Raw genomic sequence first — 24,976 nt, 5'->3', positions numbered from 1 at the left:
CACGCGCGACAGGGAGCGCTTTCGATGCCCACAGGTCAAACCCGCCCGTCCTCTTCTTCCCGCCGTCGCGGGCAATTGTCCCTGTTGACCTTGGCTTTGCTCGCCAGCGGCGCCTGCAGCCTGCCCGCGCTGGCCGTGGAACCGGCCCAGGCGAGTAGCCCGCGCATGGGCGATTACCGCTTCGCCATCGCCCAGCAACCGCTGGTCGAAGCCATCAATGCCTTCAGCCAGGTCACCGGCTGGCAGGTCGGCTTCAGTGCCGAGCTGGCCGACGGTGTGGCCTCGCCGGGCGTACAGGGATCGCTGGCCCCGGAAGCAGCGCTGCAGCGCCTGCTGCGCGGCACCGGCCTGGGCTACCGCAAGATCAGCAATGGCAACGTGGTGCTGGAACGCCAGGCCGCCGGCAACGCCATCGCCCTGCAGCAGGTGACCGTCAGCGCCACCCGCAGCGCCCAGGACGTCAGCCAGGTGCCGAGCACCGTCAGCGTGAAGACCCGCGAGCAACTGGACCGGCAGAACGTCAACGACATCAAGGAACTGGTGCGCTATGAGCCGGGTGTTTCCGTCGGTGGCGTCGGCCAGCGCAGCGGCCTGAATGGCTACAACATTCGCGGCATCGACGGTGAACGTATCCTGACCCAGGTCGACGGCGTGTCGATCCCCGACAGTTTCTTCTATGGCCCCTACGCCCAGACCCAGCGCAACTATGTCGACCCGGAAATCATCAAGCGCGTCGAGATCCTCCGCGGCCCGGCCTCGGTGCTGTACGGCAGCAACGCCATCGGCGGCGCGGTGAGTTACTACACCCTCGATCCCGAGGACATCATCAAGCCGGGCAAGGATGTCGGCGCCCGTCTGAAGACCGGCTACAGCTCGGCCGACGAAAGCTGGCTGACCTCGGCTACCGTCGCCGGTCGCCAGGGCGATTTCGATGGCCTGCTGCACCTGAGCCAACGTAACGGCCATGAAACCGAATCGTATGGCGAACACGGCGGCACCGGCCTGAACCGCAGCAAGGCCAACCCGGAGGACGTGCGCACCACCAACGTCCTGGCCAAGCTTGGCTGGAACTACGCCGACGATGCCCGCTTCGGCTTCACCTACGAGCACTACAAGGACGACCGCGACCAGAATATCCTCAGCGCCGTCGGAGGCCCCTTCATTCCGGGCCGCGGCGCCTCGAACATGTATCGGATGCGCCAGGGCGACGACACCGTTACCCGCGAGCGCTTTGGCATCAACCATGAGTTCGGCCTTGAAAGCCTGGTCGCCGACCACGTGAAATGGAGCCTGAACTACCAGATCGCCAAGACCGACCAACGCACCGACGAGCTGTATTTCGCCAGTGGCCGCCAGGTGTTCCGCGATCGCCAGACCACCTACAAGGACCGCCAGTGGGTATTCGACGCCCAGCTGGACAAGGCTTTCAGCCTGGGTGCCACCGACCACCTGCTGACCTACGGCACGACCCTCAAGCATGAAAAGATCACCGGTTCACGCAGCGGTACCGGCACCTGCCTCAACGTCGGCGGCAGCTGTACGGCGATCGGCCAGAATAGCCCCGGCGACGGCCAGGTACGGGTCAGCGACTTCCCCGACCCGACGGTCAACACCTACAGCCTGTTCGCCCAGGACGAAATCCGCTGGAACAACTGGACCTTCCTGCCCGGCGCTCGGTACGACTACACCCGTATGGAACCGCAGATGACCAGCGAGTTCCTGCGCGGGGTCCAGGGTAACGGTGCAGCGCCTGGGGCCATCGACGACGCAGACAAGAAATGGCACCGCGTTTCGCCGAAATTCGGCGTGACCTATGCCTTCAACGACAACTACACCTGGTACGGCCAATACGCCGAGGGCTTCCGTACCCCGACCGCCAAGGCCATGTTCGGCCGCTTCGACAACCCGACCCTGGGCTACAGCGTCCAACCCAACCCGGACCTCGAGCCAGAGAAGAGCAAGAGCTACGAAACCGGCCTGCGCGGTAACTTCGAGGCCGGCAACTTCGATATCGCGGTGTTCTACAACAAGTACCGCGACTTCATCAACGAAGACGCCGTGCAGTCGGCCAACCTGGGTTCGACCTTCCAGGCCAACAACATCAAGCACGCCACCATCAAGGGCGCGGAGTTCAAGGGCCGCCTCAACCTCGACCACTTCGGCGCTGCCCAGGGCCTGTACACCCAAGGCTCGCTGGCCTATGCCCGCGGCCGCAACGATGACAACGGTCAGCCACTGAACAGCGTCAACCCGCTGACCGCGGTCCTCGGCCTGGGCTACGAGCAACAGAACTATGGGGGGCTGCTGAGCTGGACTCTGGTCAAGCGCAAGGACCGCGTCGACGACTCCACCTTCTTCGCCCCCGATGGCGCCAGCAAGCAGTTCCGCACGCCTGGCTACGGCGTGCTGGACCTGACCGGCTACTACAAAGTGACCGACGACATCACCGTCAACGCAGGCCTCTACAACCTGACCGACAAGAAGTACTGGCAGTGGGATGACGTACGTGGCTACGACGCGCTTGGCGAAGCGGGAGTGACCCAGCCGGCCAATCTCGATCGCCTGACCATGCCGGGCCGCAACTTTGCCATCAACCTGGTGTGGGACATCTGACGGGTTGAGATCGCCATCGCCGGACAAGCTCGTTCCCCCAGTTCCCGCGTGGGAGCGGGCTTGCCCGGCGCTGCATCGAGCCCTGTGCGAATGATTTCACTTCGCAGGTGAGGTTTTTTTACTGTTCAGCGTCTTCTGTTTCGTCTTGTCACTAGACGCCCCATTTTCCAAGGATGCCCCCATGACCGCCCCTTCCACCGAACGCGCCAACCTGCGCTCCCAGCGCCTGAACCAGGTCACCCATGCCCCGCACACCGAGCTGGACGCCCTGGTCAAGTCGCACAAGCCGTTCGACAGCCGCGAGAGCTTCGCCCGCTTCGTGGTCGCCCAGTACCTGTTCCAGTCCGAGTTGCAGGCGCTGTACACCGACCCGCAACTGATCGCCATCGTCCCCGACCTGGCCGAGCGCTGCCGCGCCGAGCAGGCCCGCCTCGACCTGGCCGACCTCGACACCGAAGTGCCCGCGCCCTTCGCCGGCGCCCTGGGCAAGCCAAGCCTGGGCGAAGCCCTGGGCTGGATCTTCGTCTCCGAAGGCTCCAAACTGGGCGCCGCATTCCTGATCAAGCGCGCCGTGGCCCTGGAACTGTCCGAAACCTTCGGTGCCCGTCACCTGGGCGAACCGGCCGGCGGTCGCGCCGAAGGCTGGAAACAGTTCACCCGCATCCTCGACAGCCTGGACCTGTCGCCCGAGGAAGACGCCGCCGCCGAACGTGGCGCGGTCGCCGCCTTCGAGCGCTTCACCGAGCTGCTCAAGCATGCCTATGCCGCCGACGCGGCGCTGGCCTGACACGCTTTACCCGGCCGTCTGCGGGCGGCCGCACCGTTGCAGTGAGACCATGACCCGAATCGCCCGCTCCAAAGTATCCCGCCTGCTGTATGCGATCCTGGCCTATGTGAGCCTGGGCATTGGCCTGGTCGCCATCGTCATTCCCGGGCTGCCCACCACCGAGTTCATCCTCCTCGCCGCCTGGGCCGCTACCCGCAGCTCGCCGCGGCTGTCCGCGTGGCTTGAGAACCACCGACTGTTCGGCCCGATCCTCTTCAATTGGCGCAACGGCAAGGTGATCCAGCGGCGCGCCAAGATCAGCGCCACTATCAGCATGTTGCTATGCGCAAGCCTCATGCTGATCGTCCTCGAGCACCACTGGCCCGTATTCCTTGCCATCGGCGGCATGGCGCTCGGCAACCTATGGATCTGGTCACGCCCGGAACGGCCTGTTCCGCAAGGCAGCGTCGAACTGCAAAATTGATTCAATCGCGCCTGACATGAGCAGTCAGAGGCTAAGCAAGCCCGAATACAGCGCATACGCCGCCAACCCGGCGCCCACCAGCACCGCCGCGAAAATCAGCTTCTCCCATGCGGTGAACAGCACCTGCCCCTGCTCGCGCTTGGCCCGGGCGAACAGGATCACCCCCGGGGCATAGAGCAACGCCGACAGCAGGATGTACTTGAGCCCACCGGCATACAGCAACCACACCGCATATGACAGCGCGATCACGGCAACCAGCATGTCCTTGCGCCGCAACCCCGCCTGCCCCTGGTAGCTCTCGCCTCGCACGGTCAGCAACACCGCATAGGCCGCCGACCAGAAGTAAGGAACCAGGATCATCGACGACGCCAGGTAGATCAGGCTGGTGTAGGTACCGGCGGAGAACAGTGTGATCAACAAAAAGCCCTGAATCATCACGTTGGTCAGCCACAAGGCGTTGGCCGGCACATGGTTGGCGTTTTCTCGCGCCAGGAACCGCGGCATGGTCTTGTCACGGGCAGTGGCGAAGAGGATCTCGGCACACAACAGCGCCCACGACAGCAGCGCCCCGAGCAACGACACCGCCAGGCCGAGGCTGATCAGTAATGCGCCCCAGGGCCCGACGATGTGCTCCAGCACCGACGCCAACGATGGATTCTGCAACCCGGCAAGTTCCGGCTGGGTCATGACCCCCAGCGACAACACGTTGACCAGCACCAGCAGCGCCAGCACGCCGAGAAAGCCGATCACCGTGGCCTTGCCCACATCAGTGCGACGCAGCGCTCGCCCCGAATAGACACTCGCACCTTCGATGCCGATGAACACGAACACCGTCACCAGCATCATGTTGCGGACCTGCTCGAGGACGCTGCCGAACTGCGGATTGCTCATCCCCCAGATGTCGCGGGTGAAAATATCGGCGCGAAAGGCGACAGCCGCGATGACGATGAATATCAGCAACGGCACGACCTTGGCCACAGTGGTCACCTGGTTGATGAAGGCCGCCTCCTTGATGCCACGCAGCACCAGGAAGTGCACCGCCCACAGCAGCAATGAAGCACAGCCGATGGCCATCGGCGTATTACCTTGGCCGAACACCGGGAAGTAGAAACCGAGGGTGCTGAACAGCAGCACGAAATAGCCAACGTTGCCCAACCAGGCACTGATCCAGTAGCCCCAGGCCGAAGAAAAGCCCATGTAGTCGCCAAAACCGGCCTTGGCATAGGCGTACACCCCGGAGTCCAACTCAGGTTTGTGGTTGGCCAGGGTCTGGAACACAAAGGCCAATGCCAGCATGCCCACCGCGGTGATGCCCCAACCGATCAGCACTGCGCCGACATCGGCGCGCGCCGCCATGTTTTGCGGCAACGAGAAGATCCCACCGCCGATCATCGAACCGACCACCAACGCGATCAGCGCGCCCAGGCGTAGCTTCTGTCCCGGTTCGCTCATGGGGCTCCTCGTGCGCGGGTGCGCGTAAACGTATTTGGCAACATGAATGTTACAAGTTTCTTATTGAATCGAGCCATTAAAGCTATAGCACTCATAACCGGACTGTCTATAGCGCGGGGCAGTGAAAAGTGACAATTGCAAAGTATCTCACTCCCTACCTAAATACGTCGCTATTTACTGTGAAAAATTTGCGAAAAGCCTAAAAGAGACTAACTTCATGGTTCGCAGGCAAAACGGAGCGTTTGCTCCAGAAGGACATGGAGGTGCCAGCGTACAAGGCCTGCAACGAAGCTGTCGGCATCCTCCAGGAGACGCATGAAGGTTTTTTCTTACCTTCATGCTGGCATGAACTGATCTAAGTCAGCGAATGATCCAGGCGTCAGATTTATTCTGAGGTCAACTTTCTCCTGGTACGGAGTCGATAAATGTCTGATTCTCCCGGAAAACTAAAACTGGGTGCGCTTGTTGCACTTGTAGTGGGTTCGATGATCGGCGGCGGGATCTTCTCATTGCCGCAAAACATGGCCGCCAGTGCCGGTGTCGGCGCGGTGCTGATCGGCTGGGCCATTACCGCGGTGGGCATGCTCACCCTCGCCTTCGTATTCCAGACCCTGGCCAACCGCAAACCCGACCTGGACGGCGGCGTGTACGCCTACGCCAAGGCTGGTTTTGGCGATTACATGGGCTTTTCCTCAGCCTGGGGCTACTGGATCAGCGCCTGGCTGGGCAACGTCGGCTATTTCGTGCTGCTGTTCAGCACCCTGGGGTACTTCTTCCCGGTTTTCGGTGAGGGCAACACCCCGGCGGCGGTGATCGGCGCCTCGGTCCTGCTGTGGGCCGTGCATTTCCTGGTATTGCGCGGCATCAAGGAAGCCGCGTTCATCAACCTGGTCACCACCGTGGCCAAGGTCGTGCCGCTGGCCCTGTTCGCCCTGATCTGCCTGTTCGCGTTCAAGCTCGATGTGTTCACCGCGGATATCTGGGCCGTGGGCACACCGGAGTTGGGCAGCGTGATGAACCAGGTGCGCAACATGATGCTGGTCACCGTGTGGGTGTTCATCGGCATCGAGGGCGCGAGCATCTTCTCTTCTCGTGCGGAAAAGCGCTCTGACGTCGGCAAGGCCACGGTCATCGGCTTTATTACCGTGCTGCTGTTCCTGGTGCTGGTCAACGTGCTGTCGCTGGGCGTGCTGACCCAACCCGAGCTGGCCAAGCTGCAGAACCCGTCGATGGCTGCCGTGCTTGAACATGTGGTAGGCCACTGGGGCGCGGTGCTGATCAGCGTCGGCCTGATCATCTCGCTGCTGGGGGCACTGCTGTCATGGGTGCTGCTGTGCGCCGAGATCATGTTCGCCGCCGCCAAGGACCACACCATGCCGGAGTTCCTGCGCCGCGAGAACGCCAACCATGTGCCGGCCAACGCCCTGTGGCTGACCAACGCCATGGTGCAGATCTTCCTGGTCATCACCCTGTTCTCCAACAGCACCTACCTGTCGCTGATCTACCTCGCCACCTCGATGATCCTGGTGCCTTACCTGTGGTCGGCGGCTTATGCCTTCCTGCTCGCCTGGCGCAACGAAACCTACGAACAGGCCCTGGCCGAACGCAAGAAAGACCTGATCATCGGCGGCATCGCCCTGCTCTACGCGATCTGGCTGCTGTACGCCGGTGGCGTCAAGTACCTGCTGCTCTCGGCCCTGCTCTACGCCCCCGGCGCGATCCTGTTCGCCAAGGCCAAGCGCGAGGTCGGCCAGCCGATCTTCACCAGCGTGGAAAAACTGATCTTCGCCGCCGTGGTCGCGGGCGCCCTGTTGGCTGCCTACGGCTTGTATGACGGCTTCCTGACGCTCTGAACCCATGTCTTCGCATTACAGGAGGATTCACCATGTCCACTGAGAAACAGAAATACGGCGTTCATTCCGAAGCCGGCAAGCTGCGCAAAGTGATGGTCTGCAGCCCGGGCCTGGCGCACAAGCGCCTGACCCCGAGCAACTGCGACGAACTGCTGTTCGACGACGTGATCTGGGTCGACCAGGCCAAGCGCGATCACTTCGACTTCGTCACCAAGATGCGTGAGCGCGGCGTCGATGTCCTGGAGATGCACAACCTGCTGACCGATATCGTCCAGCAACCTGAAGCGCTGAAGTGGATTCTCGACCGCAAGATCACCTCCGACACCGTCGGCGTCGGCCTCACCAACGAAGTGCGTAGCTGGCTCGAGGGCCTCGACCCACGCCACCTGGCCGAATTCCTGATCGGCGGCGTGGCAGGCCAGGACCTGCCGGAAAGCGAAGGCGCTAGCGTGGTCAAGATGTACAACGACTACCTGGGCCACTCCAGCTTCATCCTGCCGCCGCTGCCAAACACCCAGTTCACCCGCGACACCACCTGCTGGATCTACGGCGGCGTGACGCTCAACCCGATGTACTGGCCTGCGCGACGCCAGGAAACCCTGCTGACCACCGCCATCTACAAGTTCCACAAGGAGTTCACCAACGCCGACTTCCAGGTCTGGTACGGCGACCCGGACAAGGACCACGGCAACGCCACCCTCGAAGGCGGCGACGTGATGCCGATCGGCAAGGGCGTGGTGCTCATCGGTATGGGCGAGCGCACCTCGCGTCAGGCCATCGGCCAGCTGGCACAGAGCCTCTTCGCCAAAGGCGCGGTGGAAAAAGTCATCGTCGCCGGCCTGCCCAAATCCCGCGCCGCGATGCACCTGGACACCGTGTTCAGCTTCTGCGACCGCGACCTGGTCACGGTCTTCCCGGAGGTGGTGAGAGAGATCGTGCCGTTCATCATTCGCCCGGACGAAAGCAAGCCTTACGGCATGGACGTGCGCCGCGAGAACAAGTCATTCATCGAGGTGGTCGGCGAGCACCTGGGGGTCAAGCTGCGCGTGGTCGAGACCGGTGGCAACAGCTTCGCCGCCGAGCGCGAACAGTGGGATGACGGCAACAACGTGGTGGCCGTGGAGCCCGGCGTGGTCATCGGCTATGACCGCAACACCTACACCAATACCCTGCTGCGCAAGGCCGGGATCGAGGTCATCACCATCAGCGCCGGCGAACTGGGCCGGGGCCGCGGCGGCGGTCACTGCATGACCTGCCCGATCGTGCGCGACCCTATCGACTACTAAACGTCCATTACCCCGGCCGTGCTCACCCAGCGGCGGCCGGGGGATTACCGAACTCAAGGAGAATCATCATGGCGTTCAACATCCACAACCGTAACCTGCTCAGCCTCGAACATCACACCACCCGCGAGCTGCGTTACCTGCTTGACCTGTCCCGCGACCTCAAGCGCGCCAAGTACACCGGCACCGAGCAGCAGCACCTGAAAGGTAACAACATCGCCCTGATCTTCGAGAAGACCTCGACCCGCACCCGCTGCGCCTTCGAAGTCGCCGCCTACGACCAGGGCGCCAACGTCACTTATATCGATCCCAACTCCTCGCAGATCGGCCACAAGGAAAGCATGAAGGACACCGCCCGCGTGCTCGGGCGCATGTACGACGCCATCGAGTATCGCGGCTTCAAGCAGGAGATCGTCGAGGAACTGGCCAAGTTCGCTGGCGTGCCGGTGTTCAACGGCCTCACCGACGAATACCACCCGACCCAGATGATCGCCGACGTGCTGACCATGCGCGAGCACAGCGACAAGCCGCTGCACGACATCAGCTATGCCTACCTGGGCGATGCCCGCAACAACATGGGCAACTCGCTGCTGCTGATCGGCGCCAAGCTCGGCATGGACGTGCGCATCGCCGCGCCCAAGGCCCTGTGGCCGCATGACGACCTGGTCGAACGGTGCAAAAAGTACGCAGAAGAAAGCGGCGCGCGCATCACCCTGACCGAAGACCCGAAAGCCGCGGTCAAGGGCGTCGACTTTGTCCACACCGATGTATGGGTATCAATGGGCGAACCGGTCGAGGCCTGGGGCGAGCGTATCCAGCAACTGCTGCCGTACCAGGTGAACAAGGAGCTGATGAAGTCCACCGGCAACCCGCGCACCAAGTTCATGCACTGCCTGCCGGCGTTCCACAACTCCGAGACCAAGGTCGGCAAGCAGATCGCCGAACAGTACCCGCACCTGGCCAACGGCATCGAAGTGACCGATGACGTGTTCGAGTCGCCGGCGTGCATCGCCTTCGAGCAGGCGGAAAACCGCATGCACACGATCAAGGCGATCCTCGTGTCGACCCTGGCTGATCTCTGACAGCGGCCTTGACTCTGCGGGAGCCGGCTTGCCGGCGATACGGGCAACACGGTGCATGGCACCGGCTTCGCCAGTGATCGCCGGCAAGCCGGCTCCCACAAAGGAACGAGGCGCTTACCCTAAATCCGCAAAGGACATTCCCCATGCGTATCGTTGTTGCATTGGGCGGCAACGCCCTGCTGCGCCGCGGCGAGCCGATGACCGCCGACAACCAGCGCGCCAATATCCGCACCGCCACCGAACAGATCGCCAAGATCCATCCCGGCAACGAACTGGTCATCGCCCACGGCAACGGGCCGCAAGTCGGCCTGCTGTCGCTGCAGGGGCTGTCGTACAAGCCGGATGAAGCCTATCCGCTGGACGTGCTTGGCGCTGAAACCGAAGGCATGATCGGCTACATGATCGAACAGGAACTGGGCAACCTGCTGGACTTCGAGGTGCCGTTCGCCACCCTGCTGACGCAAGTCGAAGTGGACGCCAACGACCCGGCGTTCAAGGATCCGACCAAGTTCATCGGCCCCGTGTACGCCAAGGACGAAGCCGAGCGCCTGGCCAAGGACAAGGGCTGGGTGGTCAAGCCCGACGGCGACAAGTACCGCCGGGTCGTGGCCAGCCCGAAACCCAAGCGCATCTTCGAGATCCGCCCGATCAAATGGCTGCTGGAAAAAAGCAGCATCGTGATCTGCGCCGGCGGCGGCGGCATTCCTACCATGTACGACGAAAACCGCAAGCTCAAGGGTATCGAGGCGGTGATCGACAAGGACCTTTGCTCGGCGCTGCTGGCCGAACAGCTGGATGCCGACCTGCTGATCATCGCTACCGACGTCGACGCTGCGTACATCGATTTCGGCAAGCCGACACAAAAAGCCATCGCCCAGGCGCATCCCGACGAGCTCGAGAAGCTGGGCTTTGCCGCCGGCTCCATGGGGCCCAAGGTGCAGGCTGCCTGCGATTTCGCCCGGCATACCGGCAAGGTCGCGGTAATCAGCTCGCTGGAGAACATCGAGGACATCGTCAAAGGCACCGCCGGTACCCGCGTTTCCACCGCCAAGCCGGGAATCAGCTACCGTTGAACGCAGTTGGCCGGTGCCTGGCACCGGCCGTTTTCAACCTTCCGGAGGACCTCGCCATGGCCCAGTATCAACCCGGTCACGTGCATATCGAGCGCACTGCGCTGAACACCAACGACCACAGCTACGACCTGTGCATCGACTACGAGGCCGTATCGGATCCCAGCGAAGGCCGCGGTATCCAGTTCCGCATGCATGGCCACATCGAGGGCAAGGCCGTCGATGAGAAGTTCTTCCTGGCCAAGGACCAGGTGCTACCCAGCTTTCTGATGCAGTTGAGCCGCAAGGCCCAGTCGTACCTGCCAGCGCCGAAGAAATTCGAGAGCCTCGGTTCGCCGCACAAGCTCTACGACTACATGTTCGAAGACATTCGCCAGAAGCTCGATGTCAAATCGGGTGATTCGATCAAGCCTGAGCATCTGGGCTGAGTGCAATCGCGGGGCTTCGTGGCAGCGGGCTTGCCCCGCGATTGGGTTTAGAGCCCTTCCCAAGGCATACTGGCGCACTCGCTTGGCCACTGCCCCGATCTCCCCATGCGCATCCACGTCAGCTTCATCGACCGCGTCGGCATCACCCAGGAAGTCCTGGCCCTGCTCGGCGCTCGCAACCTCAACCTCGATGCCGTGGAGATGGTCCCGCCGAACGTCTACATCGACGCCCCGACCCTGAGCCCTGCCGTGCTCGAAGAGCTGCACGACGCGCTGTTCGAGGTACGCGGCGTGCAATCGGTGGAAGTGGTCGACATCCTCCCCGGCCAACGCCGGCACCTGCAACTCGACGCCCTGCTCGCCGCCATGAGCGACCCGGTGCTGGCGGTGGACAGCGCGGGCAAGGTACTGCTGGCCAACCCGGCGCTGATCGCCCTGTGCGGGCGTGAGTCCGCCGGGCGTTCGGTGGGCGAGCTGTTCGGCGACCCCGACCTGCTGCAGGCCCTGCTGGACAACAATTTCCACCTGCCCATGCGCGAAATGCAGTTGAACGGCCAGAGCTTGCTGCTCGACGCCACGCCGATCACCCACGCCGGCGGCCTGCTGACGCTGTACCCGCCGAACCGCATGGGCGAGCGGCTGTCGGCCCTGCACCACGACCACGCCGAAGGCTTCGACGCCATGCTCGGCGACTCCCCGGCGATTCGCACCCTCAAGGCCCGCGCCCTGCGCGTGGCGGCCCTCGACGCGCCGCTGCTGGTGCATGGCGAAACCGGCACCGGCAAAGAGCTGGTGGCCCGCGCCTGCCACGCCATCAGCAGCCGCCATGCCGCGCCGTTCCTCGCACTCAACTGCGCGGCACTGCCCGAGAGCCTGGCCGAGAGCGAGCTGTTCGGCTACGCCCCAGGCGCCTTCACCGGCGCGCAGCGCGGCGGCAAGCCCGGGCTGATGGAGCTGGCCAACCAGGGCACGGTGTTCCTCGACGAGATCGGCGAGATGTCGCCGTACCTGCAGGCCAAACTGCTGCGCTTCCTCAGCGACGGCAGCTTCCGCCGCGTCGGCGGCGACCGCGAGGTGAAGGTGGATGTGCGCATCATCAGCGCCACCCACCGCGACCTTGAGCGCATGGTCGCCGAGGGCACCTTCCGTGAAGACCTGTTCTACCGCCTCAACGTGCTCAACCTGCAGGTGCCGCCCCTGCGTGATCGCGGCCAGGACATCCTGTCCCTGGCGCAATACTTCATGCAGCAGGCCTGTACCCAGATCCAGCGCCCGCCCTGCCGCCTGGCGCCCGCTACCCATCCGGCGCTGCTGGGCAACCCCTGGCCGGGCAATGTGCGTCAGTTGCAGAACGTGATCTTCCGCGCCGCGGCCATCTGCGAAAGCAATGTGGTGGATATCGACGACCTGGACATCGCCGGCACCTCGGTGGCCCGCGGGCAGGATGGCGAGGTGGCCAGCCTGGAACAGGCCGTGGGGGATTTCGAGCGGGAGTTGCTGCAACGCCTGTATGCCAGCTATCCCTCGACGCGGCAGTTGGCGGGGCGCTTGCAAACCTCGCATACCGCGATAGCCCAGCGCTTGCGCAAGTACGGTATTCCAAACAAGGCCTGATGCTGCTTCGCCGGGCCAGTCCCGCTCCGGAAGCAGGCCGTATTAAAATCATTCCACTGTACAGAATTCGCTACACACCCATCTGGGTGCCTGTGTACAAGGGTTTGATCCCACAGTGCTTTTGAATCACCCTTCTCCTGTATCGATTTCATTCCACAAAAATGACAAATCGATTGCCTTAACAAACTAACCAATTGATTTATAAGGGTTTTTAAGACTGGCCGCATTATTGCTAAGGGAATTCCAACCTTAAGAGCGCGGAGCCTACCGCGCCCAACGCCCCTGCTTCCCGAGGAATTCCCATGAGCGAGTTGCGTTTCACCGAAGATCACGAATGGCTGCGCGTCGAAGCCGATGGCAGCGTCACCGTGGGCATCACCGCCTACGCCCAGAACGCCTTGGGTGATGTGGTCTATGTGCAACTGCCGGAGCTGCAGCAGTACGACAAGGGCGCCGAAGCCTCCACCGTGGAGTCGGTCAAGGCCGCCAGCGGCGTGTACATGCCACTGGCCGGTGAAGTGGTCGCGGTCAACGAAGGCCTCAACGACAACCCCGAGCTGGTCAACGAAGACCCGCTGGGCGAAGGCTGGTTCTTCCGCTTCAAGCCCGCCGACATGAGCGAAGTGCATGCCCTGCTCGACCAGGATGCCTACGACCGCCTGCTCAAAGCCAACGACGACGCCTGAGGAATCACCATGACCATCAACCTCGGCACCGCAAACGAATTCATCGCCCGCCACATCGGCCCACGCGCCGCTGACGAGCAGGCCATGCTCACGACCCTGGGCTTCGACTCGCTGGACGCGATGACCGCCGCGGTCATCCCCGACAGCATCAAGGGCACCAGCGTGCTCGGCAGCCACGACGGGCAGAGCGAGGCCGATGCCCTTGCCGCATTGAAAGCCATCGCCGGCAAGAACCAGCTGTTCAAGAGCTACATCGGCCAGGGCTACTACAACACCCACACCCCGGCGCCGATCCTGCGCAACCTGCTGGAGAACCCGGCCTGGTACACCGCCTACACCCCATACCAGCCGGAGATTTCCCAGGGCCGCCTGGAAGCGCTGCTGAACTTCCAGACCCTGATCAGCGATCTCACCGGCCTGCCGATCGCCAACGCTTCCCTGCTCGACGAGGCCACCGCCGCCGCAGAAGCCATGACCTTCTGCAAGCGCCTGTCGAAGAACAAGGCCAGCCATGCCTTCTTCGCTTCCGTGCACTGCCACCCGCAGACCCTCGACGTGCTGCGCACCCGCGCCGAACCGCTGGGCATCGAGGTGGTGGTGGGCGACGAGCGCGAACTGGGCGACGTCAGCGCCTTCTTTGGCGCCCTGCTGCAGTACCCGGCCAGCAACGGTGATGTGTTCGACTACCGCGAGGTGGTGCAGCGCTTCCACGGCGCAGGCGCCCTGGTGGCCGTGGCCGCCGACCTGCTGGCCCTGACCCTGCTCACCCCGCCGGGCGAATTCGACGCCGACGTGGCCATCGGCAGTGCCCAGCGCTTCGGCGTGCCGCTGGGCTTCGGTGGCCCGCACGCGGCCTACTTCGCCACCCGCGACGCCTTCAAGCGCGACATGCCGGGCCGTCTGGTGGGCGTGTCGATCGACCGCTTCGGCAAGCCGGCCCTGCGCCTGGCCATGCAGACCCGCGAGCAGCACATCCGCCGCGAGAAGGCCACCAGCAACATCTGCACCGCCCAGGTGCTGCTGGCCAATATCGCCAGCATGTACGCCGTGTACCACGGCCCTGCCGGCCTCAAGCGCATTGCCGAGCGCACCCATGCGCTGACCGCGATCCTCGCTACCGGCCTGACCAAGCTGGGCATCAAGGTGGTCACCGGCGATTTCTTCGACACCCTCACCCTGGCCACCGGTGCCAGCACCAGCGCGCTGCACGACAAGGCCCGCGTCCAGGGCATCAACCTGCGCCAGGTCGACGCCGCCCAGCTGGGCCTGTCGCTGGACGAAACCAGCACCCAGGCCGATGTCGAGGCCCTGTGGCAGCTGTTCGCCGACGGCCAGGCCAGCCCTGACTTCACCGCCCTGGCCAACACCGTCGCCGTGCGCCTGCCGGCCGGCCTGCTGCGCCAGTCGGCCATCCTCGAGCACCCGGTGTTCAACCGCTACCACAGCGAAACCGAGCTGATGCGCTACCTGCGCCGCCTGGCCGACAAGGACCTGGCCCTGGACCGCACCATGATCCCGCTGGGCTCGTGCACCATGAAGCTCAACGCCGCCAGCGAAATGATCCCAGTGACCTGGGCCGAGTTCGGCAACCTGCACCCGTTTGCCCCGGCCGCGCAAAGCCAGGGCTACCTGCAGATGACCAGCGAGCTGGAAGCCATGCTCTGCGCCGCCACCGGCTATGACGCCGTGTCACTGCAGCCCAACGCCGGCTCCCAAGGCGAATACGCCGGCCTGCTGGCGATCCGCGCCTACCACCGCAGCCGTGGCGACAGCCACCGTGACATCTGCCTGATCCCGTCCTCGGCCCACGGCACCAACCCCGCCACCGCGCACATGGCCGGCATGCGCGTGGTGGTGACCGCCTGCGACGCGCGCGGCAACGTCGACATCGACGACCTGCGTGCCAAGGCCATCGAGCACCGCGAGCGCCTGGCGGCGATCATGATCACCTACCCGTCCACCCACGGCGTATTCGAGGAAGCCATCGGCGAGATCTGCGCGATCATCCACGACAACGGCGGCCAGGTGTACATCGACGGCGCCAACATGAACGCCATGGTCGGCCTGTGCGCCCCGGGCAAGTTCGGCGGCGACGTCTCGCACCTGAACCTGCACAAGACCTTCTGCATCCCCCACGGCGGCGGCGGCCCGGGCGTCGGCCCGATCGGCGTCAAGGCGCACCTGGCGCCATTCCTGCCGGGCCATGCCCAGCTGGAAAACACCCAGGGCGCGGTATGCGCCGCACCGTTCGGCAGCGCCAGCATCCTGCCGATCACCTGGATGTACATTCGCATGATGGGTGGCGCGGGCCTCAAGCGCGCCTCGCAGATGGCGATCCTCAACGCCAACTACATCGCCCGTCGCCTGGAAGAGCACTATCCTGTGCTGTACACCGGCGGCAACGGCCTGGTGGCGCACGAGTGCATCCTCGACCTGCGTCCGCTCAAGGACACCAGCGGCATCAGCGTCGACGACGTCGCCAAGCGCCTGATCGACTTCGGCTTCCACGCCCCGACCATGTCCTTCCCGGTGGCCGGCACGCTGATGATCGAACCGACCGAAAGCGAGTCGAAAGAGGAACTGGATCGATTCTGCGACGCCATGATCCAGATCCGCGAAGAGATTCGCGCGGTCGAGAACGGCAGCCTGGACAAGGACGACAACCCGCTGAAGAACGCGCCGCACACCGCGGCGGAACTTGCCGGCGAATGGGCCCACGGCTACAGCCGCGAGCAGGCGGTGTATCCGCTGCCGAGCCTGGTGGAAGGCAAGTACTGGCCACCGGTCGGCCGGGTCGACAACGTGTTCGGCGACCGCAACCTGGTGTGCGCCTGCCCGTCGATCGAGAGTTACCAGGACGTCTGATCGGGTGGGGCCGCTGTGCGCCCCATCGCCGGCAAGCCGGCTCCCACAGGTTCAGCGCTAAGCTGTGGGAGCCGGCTTGCCGGCGATGGGCTGCGTAGCAGCCCCCAATGGGCTTACTGGCCATCATCAGGAGGAAGCAGCATGTCTTTGAGCGTCTTCGACCTGTTCAAGATCGGCATCGGCCCCTCCAGCTCGCACACGGTCGGGCCGATGCGCGCCGCCGCGCGCTTCGCCGAAGGCTTGCGCCGTGATGGCCTGCTGGCCGGCACGGCCACGGTCAAGGCCGAGCTGTACGGCTCCCTCGGCGCCACCGGCAAGGGCCACGGCAGCGACAAGGCCGTGTTGCTTGGCCTGGAAGGCGAGCATCCGGACAGCGTCGATACCGAAGCCATCCCCGCCCGCCTGCAAGCCATTCGTGAAAGCGGTCGGCTCAGCCTGCTCGGTGAACACGACATCGACTTCGTCGAAAAACAGCACCTGGCGATGATCCGCAAACCGCTGGCCTACCACCCCAACGGCATGATCTTCCGCGCCTTCGATGCCGCCGGCCTGCAGATCCGTAGCCGCGAGTACTATTCGGTGGGAGGCGGTTTCGTGGTTGACGAGGATGCGGCCGGCCATGACCGCATCGTCGAGGACAGCACCGTGCTGCCCTACCCTTTCAAGACCGGCAAGGAACTGCTCGGCCACTGCACCGCGCAGCACCTGTCGTTCAGCCAGGTGATGCTGGCCAACGAGGCCGCCTGGCGCCCGGAAGCCGAGACCCGTGCCGGCCTGCTGCGCATCTGGCAGGTGATGCAGGACTGCGTCGAGGCCGGTTGCCGGCACGAAGGCATCCTGCCTGGCGGGCTGAAGGTCAAGCGCCGGGCTCCGGCGTTGTACCGCCAGCTCAGCCGGCATCCGGAAGCCAGCCTGCGTGATGCGCTGTCGGTGCTCGACTGGGTCAACCTCTACGCCCTGGCGGTGAACGAGGAAAACGCCTACGGCGGACGCGTGGTCACGGCACCGACCAATGGCGCGGCCGGCATTGTCCCCGCGGTGCTGCACTACTACATGCGCTTCGTGCCCGGCGCCAACGAGGACGGGGTGGTGCGCTTCCTGCTCACTGCCGCGGCAATCGGCATTCTGTACAAGGAGAACGCATCGATCTCCGGGGCCGAGGTGGGCTGCCAGGGCGAGGTCGGCGTGGCCTGCTCCATGGCCGCAGGCGCCCTGTGCGAGGTGATGGGCGGTACCCCGCAACAGGTGGAGAACGCCGCCGAGATCGGCATGGAACACAACCTGGGCCTGACCTGCGACCCCATCGGCGGGCTGGTCCAGGTGCCCTGCATCGAGCGCAACGCCATGGGCTCGGTGAAGGCGATCAACGCGGTGCGCATGGCCCTGCGCGGCGACGGGCAGCACTACGTTTCCCTCGACAAGGTCATCCGCACCATGCGCCAGACCGGCGCCGACATGAAAAGCAAGTACAAGGAGACCGCCCGCGGCGGTCTGGCCGTCAACATCATCGAATGTTGACCCGAATAAAAACCAAGGAGTCACCGATGTCCGAAACACTGCACAAGACCCCGCTGCACGCCCTGCACCTGGAACTGGGCGCGCGCATGGTGCCGTTCGCCGGCTACGACATGCCCGTGCAATATCCCTTGGGCGTGCTCAAGGAGCACCTGCACACCCGCGAGCAGGCCGGCCTGTTCGACGTTTCGCACATGGGCCAGATCATCCTGCGCGGCAACGACGCCGCCAAGGCCCTGGAAACCCTGGTGCCGGTGGACATCATCGACCTGCCGGTGGGCATGCAGCGCTATGCCATGTTCACCAATGCCGAGGGTGGCATCCTCGACGACCTGATGGTCGCCAACCTCGGTGACGACACCCTGTTCCTGGTGGTCAACGCCGCCTGCAAGGAGCAGGACCTGGCCCACCTGCGCCAGCACATCGGCAGCCGCTGCGAGATCCAGCCGCTGTTCGAGGATCGCGCCCTGCTCGCCCTCCAGGGCCCGGCGGCGGTCAAGGTATTGGAGCGCCTGGCACCTGCGGTGGCGAAGATGACGTTCATGCAGTTCCAGCCCGTTCAACTGCTCGGCGCCGACTGCTATGTCAGCCGCTCGGGCTACACCGGTGAGGACGGCTTCGAGATTTCCGTGCCGGCAGACAAGGCCGAAGCGCTGGCGCGCCGGCTGCTGGCCGAGCCAGAGGTACAGCCAATCGGCCTGGGCGCACGCGACTCACTGCGCCTGGAGGCCGGCCTGTGCCTGTACGGCCACGACATGGACACCACCACCACGCCGATCGAGGCAAGCCTGCTGTGGGCCATCTCCAAGGTGCGCCGCGCCGACGGCGCACGGGCCGGTGGTTTCCCAGGTGCCGACACCGTGTTTGCCCAGCAACAGTCCGGCGTGGCGCGCAAGCGCGTAGGCCTGCTGCCCCAGGAGCGCACCCCGGTGCGTGAAGGCGCGCAGATCGTCGACGCGACAGGCAAGGTGGTCGGCGAGGTGTGCAGCGGCGGCTTCGGCCCGACGCTCGGCGCGCCGGTCACAATGGGCTATGTCGATAACGAACACACCACCCTGGACACTGCACTGTTTGCAATGGTGCGCGGCAAGCAAGTTGCCATGAAAGTCAGCAAAATGCCTTTCGTGGCGCAACGTTACTACCGTGGCTGAATGAGTGGATTGGACGGGTTCGACATATTCGTTTTCGAACCTGTCCAATAACTTCTGAACATAGCGCCAGGCCAGGCGCCACGGCGTTTCCGACAAATCGTTAGGTGATCGGGAAAAGCCTGATTTTCACCCGTCGCAAGGGCTTGTTTTTCGCTCGGCAGTTGGCGTAGAGTCACTGCACTGTGTTTGCATGGGTCGCAACAGTTCGTGACCTGGGCCAGTAGCCGCAATCTGCTACAACCCGTTCGACGTCTCTTACTTTCCTGCAACCCAGCCCAGTAGTCTTTCACTTACAAAAAGTGTGAAAGAAACTGTCATCAATATTTAAGCTTCATAGGAAATAAGACAATGGCTGAGCGTCAGAACGGTACCGTCAAGTGGTTCAATGACGAAAAAGGTTACGGCTTCATCACCCCAGAAAGCGGTCCGGATCTGTTCGTGCACTTCCGCGCCATCCAAGGCAACGGCTTCAAGAGCCTGAAAGAAGGCCAGAAAGTGACCTTCGTGGCCGTCCAGGGCCAGAAAGGCATGCAGGCTGACGAAGTCCAGGCCGAAGGCTGATCTTCCGATAAAAAGCCCCTGTGTTGACGCACAGGGGCTTTTTTGTGCGCGCAATTCCATAGAATGGGCCTTTGCCATCTGGAGCTGTCATGCATGTCCAAGCCATTGCTCAACCCCCAGGGTGATTTCCCGCCGGTCGGCCTGGGCCGTCGCCTGGCCGCGATGTTCTACGACTTCCTGCTGTGCACGGCCCTGCTGATCGTGACTGCCGGCGCCTACAAGATGATCCAGATGGCGATCATCGGCGAGGCGCGCATGCGCGAGCTGACCGAGGCCGGTGCCTTGGACGGCGACCCGCTGCTGTCGACGATCCTGCTGTTCGCCCTGTTTGGCTTCTTCGCCAAGTTCTGGACCCACGGTGGCCAGACCCTGGGCATGCAGGTATGGGGCATGCGCGTGCAGAACGCCGATGGCAGCGCCATCAGCCTCTGGCAGGCATTGCTGCGTTTCGTGGTGTCGATCGCGTCGTGGCTGTGCCTGGGGCTGGGTTTCATCTGGTCGTTGTTCGACAAACGTAAACGCAGCTGGCACGACATCTATTCCGAGACCCAGCTGGTACGCCTGCCCAAGCGCAAGAAGTGAGCTGCGCGGGCATCAGGCCTGCGAAAAGCACCCGCAAAAAAGCCGACCCAAGGGTCGGCTTCTTTATGCAGCTCAGGCCATCAACCCGCCCGGCGCATCAACCACAAGCCCGCCAGGGCACAGATGCCGGCCGGAATCACCACCGCCAGCAGCGGCGGGAAGCCGAACACCTGGCTCGATGGGCCCAGCAGTTCCCCGGCGATGCGGAACACGAAGCCCACCAGCACACCGGTGAACACGCGCTGGCCAAGGGTGACCGAACGCAACGGGCCGAAGATGAACGAAATCGCCATCAGCACCAGCGCCGCGGTGACCACCGGCTGCAGGACCTTGGTCCAGAACGCCAGCCAGTAGCGGGCGTTGTTCAGCCCCTGGTCGGACAGGTAGTGGATGTAGTCCCACAGCCCGGTGATCGACAGCGACTCCGGTGCCAGCACCACGGTGTTGAGCAACTCCGGGGTCACCGACACGTCCCACACCTCTTCGGGGCTCTTGACCACTTCGGTGTGGTCACCGCGGAAGTAGGTGGTGGCCACATCGTTGAGCATCCATTTGCCATCGACGTACTGCGCCCGGCGGGCGAAGCTGGAGGTCTGGATCTTGCGCTCGCTGTCGAAGCGGTAACGGGTCACGCCCAGCAGCAGGCCATTGGGCTGCACCGAGTTGATGTGCACGAACTCCTCGCCCTGGCGGTGCCACATGCCGCGCTTGGAACTCTGCGCCTCGCCACCGCCCTGGGCCAGCGAACGGTCGGCCTGGGCCTTGTTCTCGGTCACCGGGGCCACGTATTCGCCGATCAGCAGGCCGACCAGCATCAGCACCAGCATCGGCTTCATCACCGCCCAGACGATGCGCCCGATGGACACACCGGCAGCGCGCATGATGGTCAGCTCGCTGCTGCTGGCCAGGCTGCCCAGGCCGATCAGGCAGCCGATCAGCGCCGCCATCGGCAGCATGTCGTAGAGCCGGCGCGGCGCGGTGAGCAGCACGAAGCTGCTGGCATCCATGACCGTGTAAGTGTCGCTCAGGTCGCCCATCTCATCGATGAAGGCGAACAACGAGGCCAGGCCGAGGATGATGCCCAGCACGGCGAGAATGGCCAGCAGCACGCTCTGGCCGATGTAGCGGTCCAGTTTAACCACGGGCCACCTCCGCACGGCGAGCGGCACGCTTCAGACGCAGTGGCTCCCAGTACATCAGCGCCAGGCCGATCAGCAAGAACAGGCCATGGACCCACCAGATACCCAGCGAGATAGGCAACTTGCCCTTCTCCAGGGCGCCACGCACGGAAATCAGCATTGTCAGATAGGCCATGTACAGGAGAATCGCCGGCAGCAGCTTGAGGAAGCGGCCCTGACGCGGGTTGACGCGCGACAGCGGCACCGCCAGCAGGGTGACCACGAACACCAGCAGCGGCAGCGACAGGCGCCATTGCAGCTCGGCGCGCTCACGCAGCCCCTGATGCCCGAACAGGTCGGAAGTCGGGATGGCCTCGCGCTCGGTCACCTCTTCGGCGACCTCAGGCTTTGGCAGCAGCACGCCATAGGTGTCGTACTTGATCGCACGGTAGTCGGCCTGGCCGGGATTGCCGTCGTAGCGGTATCCGTTCTGCAGCACCAGGTAGCGGTTGCCGTCGGCCTGCACTTCCTGGTGGCCTTTCTCGGCGACCAGCACCGAAGGCGCGCGGTCCTTGGTCTTGTCCTGGTTGAAGCGCTTCTCGGAGATGAACACGCCCGCCAGGTTGATGCGGTCATCGGACAGCTGCTCGGTGTAGGTCACCCGCGAGCCATCGCGCAGGGTCTGGAAACGGCCCGGCACCAGGGTGTCGAACTCGGTCAGGGTATCCTGCTGGGCGATGATCTTCTGCACCTGGGCAACCCCCAGGGGGGCCAGGCTCAGGCTCAGCCAGGCCACCAGCAGGGCGACCAGTGCCGCCGGCACCATGGTCACGGCAAGCAGGCGCTGCTGGCTCATGCCAGTGGCCGACAGCACGGTCATCTCGCTTTCGAGATACAACCGGCCATAGGCAAGCAGGATACCGAGGAACAGCCCCAGCGGCAGGATCAGTTGCAGGAAGCCCGGCAGGCGGAACCCCATGATCATGAACAGCACGCCCGGGTCGAGCATGCCCTGGGCCGCCTGGGCCAGGTACTTGATGAAGCGCCCGCTCATGATGATCACCAGCAGCACGGCGCTGACGGCGCTCAAGGTCACCAGGACCTCGCGGGACAGATAACGAAAGACGATCAAACCAGACACTCCTGGGTTGTCAGGGGTTCAAAGCCAGACGAACGATTCGGACAGCCAAGACCAATGCCGGTTCGCCAAGGCGAACCTCCATGTAAAAGTGCGCGCATTATCCTGTGATTGACGGCGCCTGTCACTTGGCCGCGCACCTTGGCGCATGACGGGGTTGTCAGCAAGGTCGCGGCAAGCTCAAACTGGCAGCTTTTCCGCTGGCCGGCAAAGGTTGCCGGGGCGGTTTGACGAGCGCTTGCCCAAGACAGCGCCAACTGACAGATCATTCGGGGACCCCAGACATGGAACTGGTTGTAAAAAGCGTAGCCGCTGTATCCGTCAAGACCGCCACCCTGGTCGTGCCGGTGGGTGAAGGCCGCAAGCTCGGCGCCACCACCAAGGCCGTCGACCAGGCCACCGAAGGCGCCATCAGCGCGCTGCTCAAGCGCGGCGACCTGGCCGGCAAGCCGGGCCAGACCCTGCTGCTGCACAGCCTGCCGGGCCTGAAGGCCGAGCGCGTGCTGCTGGTCGGCAGCGGCAAGGACGAAGCCCTCGGCGACCGCGCCTGGCGCAAGCTGGTGGCCAGCGTCGCCGGCGTGCTCAAGGGCCTGGGTGGCGGCGACGCCGTGCTGGCCCTGGACGACATCGCCGTCACCGGCCGCGATGGCCACTACGGCAAGTACCGCCTGCTGGCCGAGACCCTGCTCGACGGCAACTACGTGTTCGACCGCTACAAGAGCCAGAAGGCCGAACCGCGCGCCCTGAAGAAAGTCACCCTGCTCACCGCCAAGGCTGGTCAGGCCGAGGCCGAGCGCGCCGTCAAGCATGCCAGCGCCATCGCCACCGGCATGGCCTTCACCCGCGACCTGGGCAACCTGCCGCCGAACGTCTGCCACCCGAGCTTCCTCGCCGAACAGGCCAAGGACCTGGGCAAGGCGCACAAGGGCCTCAAGGTCGAGGTGCTGGACGAGAAGAAGATCAAGGACCTGGGCATGGGCGCGTTCTACGCCGTGGGCCAGGGCAGCGACCAGCCACCACGGCTGATCGTGCTCAACTACCAGGGCGGCAAGAAGAGCGAAAAACCGTTCGTGCTGGTCGGCAAGGGCATCACCTTCGACACCGGCGGCATCAGCCTCAAGCCCGGCGCCGGCATGGACGAGATGAAGTACGACATGTGCGGCGCCGCCAGTGTGTTCGGCACCCTGCGCGCCGTGCTTGAGCTGCAGCTGCCGATCAACCTGGTGTGCCTGCTGGCCTGCGCCGAAAACATGCCGAGCGGCGGCGCCACCCGTCCGGGCGACATCGTCACCACCATGAGCGGGCAGACCGTCGAGATCCTCAACACCGACGCCGAAGGCCGCCTGGTGCTGTGCGACACCCTCACCTACGCCGAACGCTTCAAGCCACAGGCGGTGATCGACATCGCCACCCTGACCGGCGCCTGCATCGTCGCCCTGGGCAGCCATACCTCCGGCCTGATGGGCAATGACGACGCCCTGGTCGGCCAACTGCTCGACGCCGGCAAGCGCGCCGACGACCGCGCCTGGCAGCTGCCGCTGTTCGATGAGTACCAGGAGCAGCTGGACAGCCCGTTCGCCGACATCGCCAACATCGGTGGCCCGAAGGCCGGCACCATCACCGCCGGCTGCTTCCTGTCGCGCTTCGCCAAGGCCTACCACTGGGCGCACCTGGACATCGCCGGCACTGCCTGGATCAGCGGCGGCAAGGACAAGGGCGCCTCGGGCCGCCCGGTACCGCTGCTCACCCAGTACCTGCTGGACCGCGCCGGCGCCTGATGGCGCGCAGCCGGTGGCGCCCCTGCGCCACCGGCCGGCACTTAACGATCATGAGCAAAGTCGATTTCTACATCCTGCCCAGCGACTCGCTGTCGGTGCGCCTGGATTTCGCCTGCAAGCTGTGCGAAAAGGCCTGGCGCCTCGGCCACCGGGTCTACCTGCACTGCCAGGACGAGGCGCAGCGCAGCGAACTTGACCTGCGCCTGTGGCAGTTCAAGGGCGAGGCCTTCTTGCCCCACGATCATGCCGAACAGCACCCGGACGCGGTTGTCGCGCTGGGTGTCGGCGCCGATGCTGGCCAACACCGTGACCTGCTGATCAACCTGGGTGGCGAGGTTCCGGCCTTTGTCGGCCAGTTCGAACGGGTCGCCGAAATCGTCGTCGAGGAGCCGGCCATCCGCCTGGCCGCTCGCGAGCGATTCCGTTTCTACCGCGAACAGGGCTATGCTCTGCAAGACCACCGCTTACAGCGACTTTGACGACGATGGACAAGCAGCTGAACTCCCTGACCCATTCCGCCCACCTGCTCGACGACCTCGAGTCGATCCGCGAGCTGCTGGGTGACGCCGACCTGCAACCGCCCCTGCTGACCGAAACCGTGGAGCAGATCCCCCTGCTGCTCGACGAGCCGAGCGCCGAAGCGCCCGCCGCCGCAGCGCCGGCACCGACTCCGGCACCCGAAGAGGACGCCCAGACCCGCCGCCAGGACACCCTGCTGCATCTGGACGCCGAACTGCGCGCCGCGGCGCAGTCGATCATGCAGGACGTGATCAACGACTTCACCCCGCACATCGAGACCGAGATCAAGCGCCGCCTCGATGCGCGGCTGGAACGGTTGCTCAAGCGTTCCGAGTAACCCTTCGTCCGCATCGCGGGGCAAGCCCGTTCCCTCAAGCGGGCTTGCCCGCTACACCTGTCTTGAAACGCGCAGCTTGGT

General features: G+C 64.3%; 21 protein-coding genes. 18 read left to right on the top strand and 3 right to left on the bottom strand.

From position 1 onward, the window contains the following. The first annotated feature begins 24 nt into the window (after window positions 1-24). The 3 genes from R5C80_RS03205 (at window position 25) to R5C80_RS03195 (ending at window position 3,863) form a co-directional block, all read left to right on the top strand. On the top strand, window positions 25-2,613 hold the full coding sequence (locus tag R5C80_RS03205) for a TonB-dependent receptor (RefSeq protein ID WP_319049785.1): 2,589 nt from the start codon (window positions 25-27) through the stop codon (window positions 2,611-2,613). 181 nt (window positions 2,614-2,794) lie between these two features. Beyond that, window positions 2,795-3,400 (top strand): biliverdin-producing heme oxygenase, encoded by a 606-nt coding sequence (locus R5C80_RS03200; protein WP_038706745.1) that lies wholly within the window; start codon window positions 2,795-2,797, stop codon window positions 3,398-3,400. 49 nt (window positions 3,401-3,449) lie between these two features. Next, window positions 3,450-3,863 (top strand): YbaN family protein, encoded by a 414-nt coding sequence (locus R5C80_RS03195; RefSeq protein ID WP_031315060.1) that lies wholly within the window; start codon window positions 3,450-3,452, stop codon window positions 3,861-3,863. 24 nt (window positions 3,864-3,887) lie between these two features. Here R5C80_RS03195 and arcD (R5C80_RS03190) read toward each other — a convergent pair whose 3' ends face one another. Beyond that, window positions 3,888-5,315 (bottom strand): arginine-ornithine antiporter, encoded by a 1,428-nt coding sequence (gene arcD, locus R5C80_RS03190; protein ID WP_023630516.1) that lies wholly within the window; start codon window positions 5,313-5,315, stop codon window positions 3,888-3,890. A 425-nt stretch (window positions 5,316-5,740) separates the two neighbouring features. Here arcD (R5C80_RS03190) and arcD (R5C80_RS03185) point away from each other — a divergent pair, with 425 nt between their 5' ends. From arcD (R5C80_RS03185) to R5C80_RS03130, 12 genes are all read left to right on the top strand, one after another. After that, the gene (gene arcD, locus R5C80_RS03185; protein ID WP_319049784.1) at window positions 5,741-7,168 is read left to right on the top strand and encodes an arginine-ornithine antiporter; all 1,428 of its coding nucleotides are present in this window, start codon (window positions 5,741-5,743) and stop codon (window positions 7,166-7,168) included. Window positions 7,169-7,200: 32 nt separating this feature from the next. Further along, entirely contained in the window at window positions 7,201-8,454 is a 1,254-nt protein-coding gene (gene arcA / locus R5C80_RS03180; protein WP_038706746.1) for an arginine deiminase, read from the top strand. A gap of 68 nt (window positions 8,455-8,522) precedes the next feature. Next, window positions 8,523-9,533, top strand: a complete 1,011-nt coding sequence (locus tag R5C80_RS03175; protein WP_094011694.1) for an ornithine carbamoyltransferase — start codon at window positions 8,523-8,525, stop codon at window positions 9,531-9,533. Window positions 9,534-9,676: 143 nt separating this feature from the next. Beyond that, complete coding sequence (gene arcC / locus R5C80_RS03170; protein ID WP_023630520.1) at window positions 9,677-10,606, top strand: carbamate kinase; 930 nt, start codon at window positions 9,677-9,679, stop codon at window positions 10,604-10,606. A 56-nt stretch (window positions 10,607-10,662) separates the two neighbouring features. Beyond that, window positions 10,663-11,031 carry a DUF5064 family protein gene (locus R5C80_RS03165; RefSeq protein ID WP_031315061.1) on the top strand — a complete coding sequence of 123 codons (369 nt, stop codon included), beginning with the start codon at window positions 10,663-10,665 and terminating at the stop codon, window positions 11,029-11,031. A gap of 105 nt (window positions 11,032-11,136) precedes the next feature. Further along, the gene (locus R5C80_RS03160; protein WP_263160179.1) at window positions 11,137-12,645 is read left to right on the top strand and encodes a sigma-54-dependent transcriptional regulator; all 1,509 of its coding nucleotides are present in this window, start codon (window positions 11,137-11,139) and stop codon (window positions 12,643-12,645) included. 302 nt (window positions 12,646-12,947) lie between these two features. Then, window positions 12,948-13,331 carry a glycine cleavage system protein GcvH gene (gcvH, locus tag R5C80_RS03155; RefSeq protein WP_094011696.1) on the top strand — a complete coding sequence of 128 codons (384 nt, stop codon included), beginning with the start codon at window positions 12,948-12,950 and terminating at the stop codon, window positions 13,329-13,331. Window positions 13,332-13,340: 9 nt separating this feature from the next. Next, entirely contained in the window at window positions 13,341-16,196 is a 2,856-nt protein-coding gene (gcvP, locus tag R5C80_RS03150) for an aminomethyl-transferring glycine dehydrogenase (RefSeq protein WP_319049783.1), read from the top strand. A gap of 141 nt (window positions 16,197-16,337) precedes the next feature. Further along, window positions 16,338-17,714, top strand: a complete 1,377-nt coding sequence (locus R5C80_RS03145; RefSeq protein ID WP_038706749.1) for an L-serine ammonia-lyase — start codon at window positions 16,338-16,340, stop codon at window positions 17,712-17,714. A gap of 26 nt (window positions 17,715-17,740) precedes the next feature. Beyond that, the gene (gene gcvT / locus R5C80_RS03140; protein WP_263160177.1) at window positions 17,741-18,862 is read left to right on the top strand and encodes a glycine cleavage system aminomethyltransferase GcvT; all 1,122 of its coding nucleotides are present in this window, start codon (window positions 17,741-17,743) and stop codon (window positions 18,860-18,862) included. Between the two features lie 348 nt (window positions 18,863-19,210). After that, on the top strand, window positions 19,211-19,423 hold the full coding sequence (locus R5C80_RS03135) for a cold-shock protein (protein WP_046854299.1): 213 nt from the start codon (window positions 19,211-19,213) through the stop codon (window positions 19,421-19,423). 93 nt (window positions 19,424-19,516) lie between these two features. After that, window positions 19,517-20,005 carry an RDD family protein gene (locus tag R5C80_RS03130; protein WP_046854298.1) on the top strand — a complete coding sequence of 163 codons (489 nt, stop codon included), beginning with the start codon at window positions 19,517-19,519 and terminating at the stop codon, window positions 20,003-20,005. A gap of 80 nt (window positions 20,006-20,085) precedes the next feature. Here the strand turns inward: R5C80_RS03130 and lptG are convergent, their stop codons facing one another. Both lptG and lptF read right to left on the bottom strand, forming a co-directional pair. Further along, window positions 20,086-21,147: an LPS export ABC transporter permease LptG gene (gene lptG / locus R5C80_RS03125; protein ID WP_023632477.1), complete on the bottom strand. Its 1,062-nt coding sequence runs from the start codon at window positions 21,145-21,147 to the stop codon at window positions 20,086-20,088. Next, on the bottom strand, window positions 21,140-22,255 hold the full coding sequence (gene lptF, locus R5C80_RS03120) for an LPS export ABC transporter permease LptF (RefSeq protein WP_023632478.1): 1,116 nt from the start codon (window positions 22,253-22,255) through the stop codon (window positions 21,140-21,142). Before lptF ends, lptG begins: the two co-directional genes overlap by 8 nt. Before the next feature lie 290 nt (window positions 22,256-22,545). Between lptF and R5C80_RS03115 the strand changes: the two genes are divergently transcribed. Genes R5C80_RS03115 through R5C80_RS03105 form a run of 3 tightly spaced genes read left to right on the top strand, consistent with a single transcriptional unit; the run spans window position 22,546 to window position 24,895 of the window. Continuing rightward, window positions 22,546-24,039: a leucyl aminopeptidase gene (locus R5C80_RS03115; RefSeq protein WP_038706751.1), complete on the top strand. Its 1,494-nt coding sequence runs from the start codon at window positions 22,546-22,548 to the stop codon at window positions 24,037-24,039. 50 nt (window positions 24,040-24,089) lie between these two features. Next, the gene (locus R5C80_RS03110) at window positions 24,090-24,518 is read left to right on the top strand and encodes a DNA polymerase III subunit chi (protein ID WP_023629112.1); all 429 of its coding nucleotides are present in this window, start codon (window positions 24,090-24,092) and stop codon (window positions 24,516-24,518) included. A 5-nt stretch (window positions 24,519-24,523) separates the two neighbouring features. Next, window positions 24,524-24,895, top strand: a complete 372-nt coding sequence (locus tag R5C80_RS03105) for a hypothetical protein (protein ID WP_046854295.1) — start codon at window positions 24,524-24,526, stop codon at window positions 24,893-24,895. Window positions 24,896-24,976 lie beyond the last annotated feature (81 nt).

The organism is Pseudomonas sp. On1 (assembly GCF_033783325.1).
Note: the sequence above shows the minus strand (reverse complement) of the source record. Positions and strands in the feature narration are given on the sequence as shown.

Excerpts from the sequence above, each read along its gene's own strand:
- R5C80_RS03205 (WP_319049785.1), top strand. The coding sequence starts at position 25 with ATGCCCACAGGTCAAACCCGCCCGTCCTCTTCTTCCCGCCGTCGCGGG.
- R5C80_RS03200 (WP_038706745.1), top strand. The coding sequence starts at position 2,795 with ATGACCGCCCCTTCCACCGAACGCGCCAACCTGCGCTCCCAGCGCCTG.
- R5C80_RS03195 (WP_031315060.1), top strand. The coding sequence starts at position 3,450 with ATGACCCGAATCGCCCGCTCCAAAGTATCCCGCCTGCTGTATGCGATC.
- arcD (WP_023630516.1), bottom strand. The coding sequence starts at position 5,315 with ATGAGCGAACCGGGACAGAAGCTACGCCTGGGCGCGCTGATCGCGTTG.
- arcD (WP_319049784.1), top strand. The coding sequence starts at position 5,741 with ATGTCTGATTCTCCCGGAAAACTAAAACTGGGTGCGCTTGTTGCACTT.
- arcA (WP_038706746.1), top strand. The coding sequence starts at position 7,201 with ATGTCCACTGAGAAACAGAAATACGGCGTTCATTCCGAAGCCGGCAAG.
- R5C80_RS03175 (WP_094011694.1), top strand. The coding sequence starts at position 8,523 with ATGGCGTTCAACATCCACAACCGTAACCTGCTCAGCCTCGAACATCAC.
- arcC (WP_023630520.1), top strand. The coding sequence starts at position 9,677 with ATGCGTATCGTTGTTGCATTGGGCGGCAACGCCCTGCTGCGCCGCGGC.
- R5C80_RS03165 (WP_031315061.1), top strand. The coding sequence starts at position 10,663 with ATGGCCCAGTATCAACCCGGTCACGTGCATATCGAGCGCACTGCGCTG.
- R5C80_RS03160 (WP_263160179.1), top strand. The coding sequence starts at position 11,137 with ATGCGCATCCACGTCAGCTTCATCGACCGCGTCGGCATCACCCAGGAA.
- gcvH (WP_094011696.1), top strand. The coding sequence starts at position 12,948 with ATGAGCGAGTTGCGTTTCACCGAAGATCACGAATGGCTGCGCGTCGAA.
- gcvP (WP_319049783.1), top strand. The coding sequence starts at position 13,341 with ATGACCATCAACCTCGGCACCGCAAACGAATTCATCGCCCGCCACATC.
- R5C80_RS03145 (WP_038706749.1), top strand. The coding sequence starts at position 16,338 with ATGTCTTTGAGCGTCTTCGACCTGTTCAAGATCGGCATCGGCCCCTCC.
- gcvT (WP_263160177.1), top strand. The coding sequence starts at position 17,741 with ATGTCCGAAACACTGCACAAGACCCCGCTGCACGCCCTGCACCTGGAA.
- R5C80_RS03135 (WP_046854299.1), top strand. The coding sequence starts at position 19,211 with ATGGCTGAGCGTCAGAACGGTACCGTCAAGTGGTTCAATGACGAAAAA.
- R5C80_RS03130 (WP_046854298.1), top strand. The coding sequence starts at position 19,517 with ATGTCCAAGCCATTGCTCAACCCCCAGGGTGATTTCCCGCCGGTCGGC.
- R5C80_RS03115 (WP_038706751.1), top strand. The coding sequence starts at position 22,546 with ATGGAACTGGTTGTAAAAAGCGTAGCCGCTGTATCCGTCAAGACCGCC.
- R5C80_RS03110 (WP_023629112.1), top strand. The coding sequence starts at position 24,090 with ATGAGCAAAGTCGATTTCTACATCCTGCCCAGCGACTCGCTGTCGGTG.
- R5C80_RS03105 (WP_046854295.1), top strand. The coding sequence starts at position 24,524 with ATGGACAAGCAGCTGAACTCCCTGACCCATTCCGCCCACCTGCTCGAC.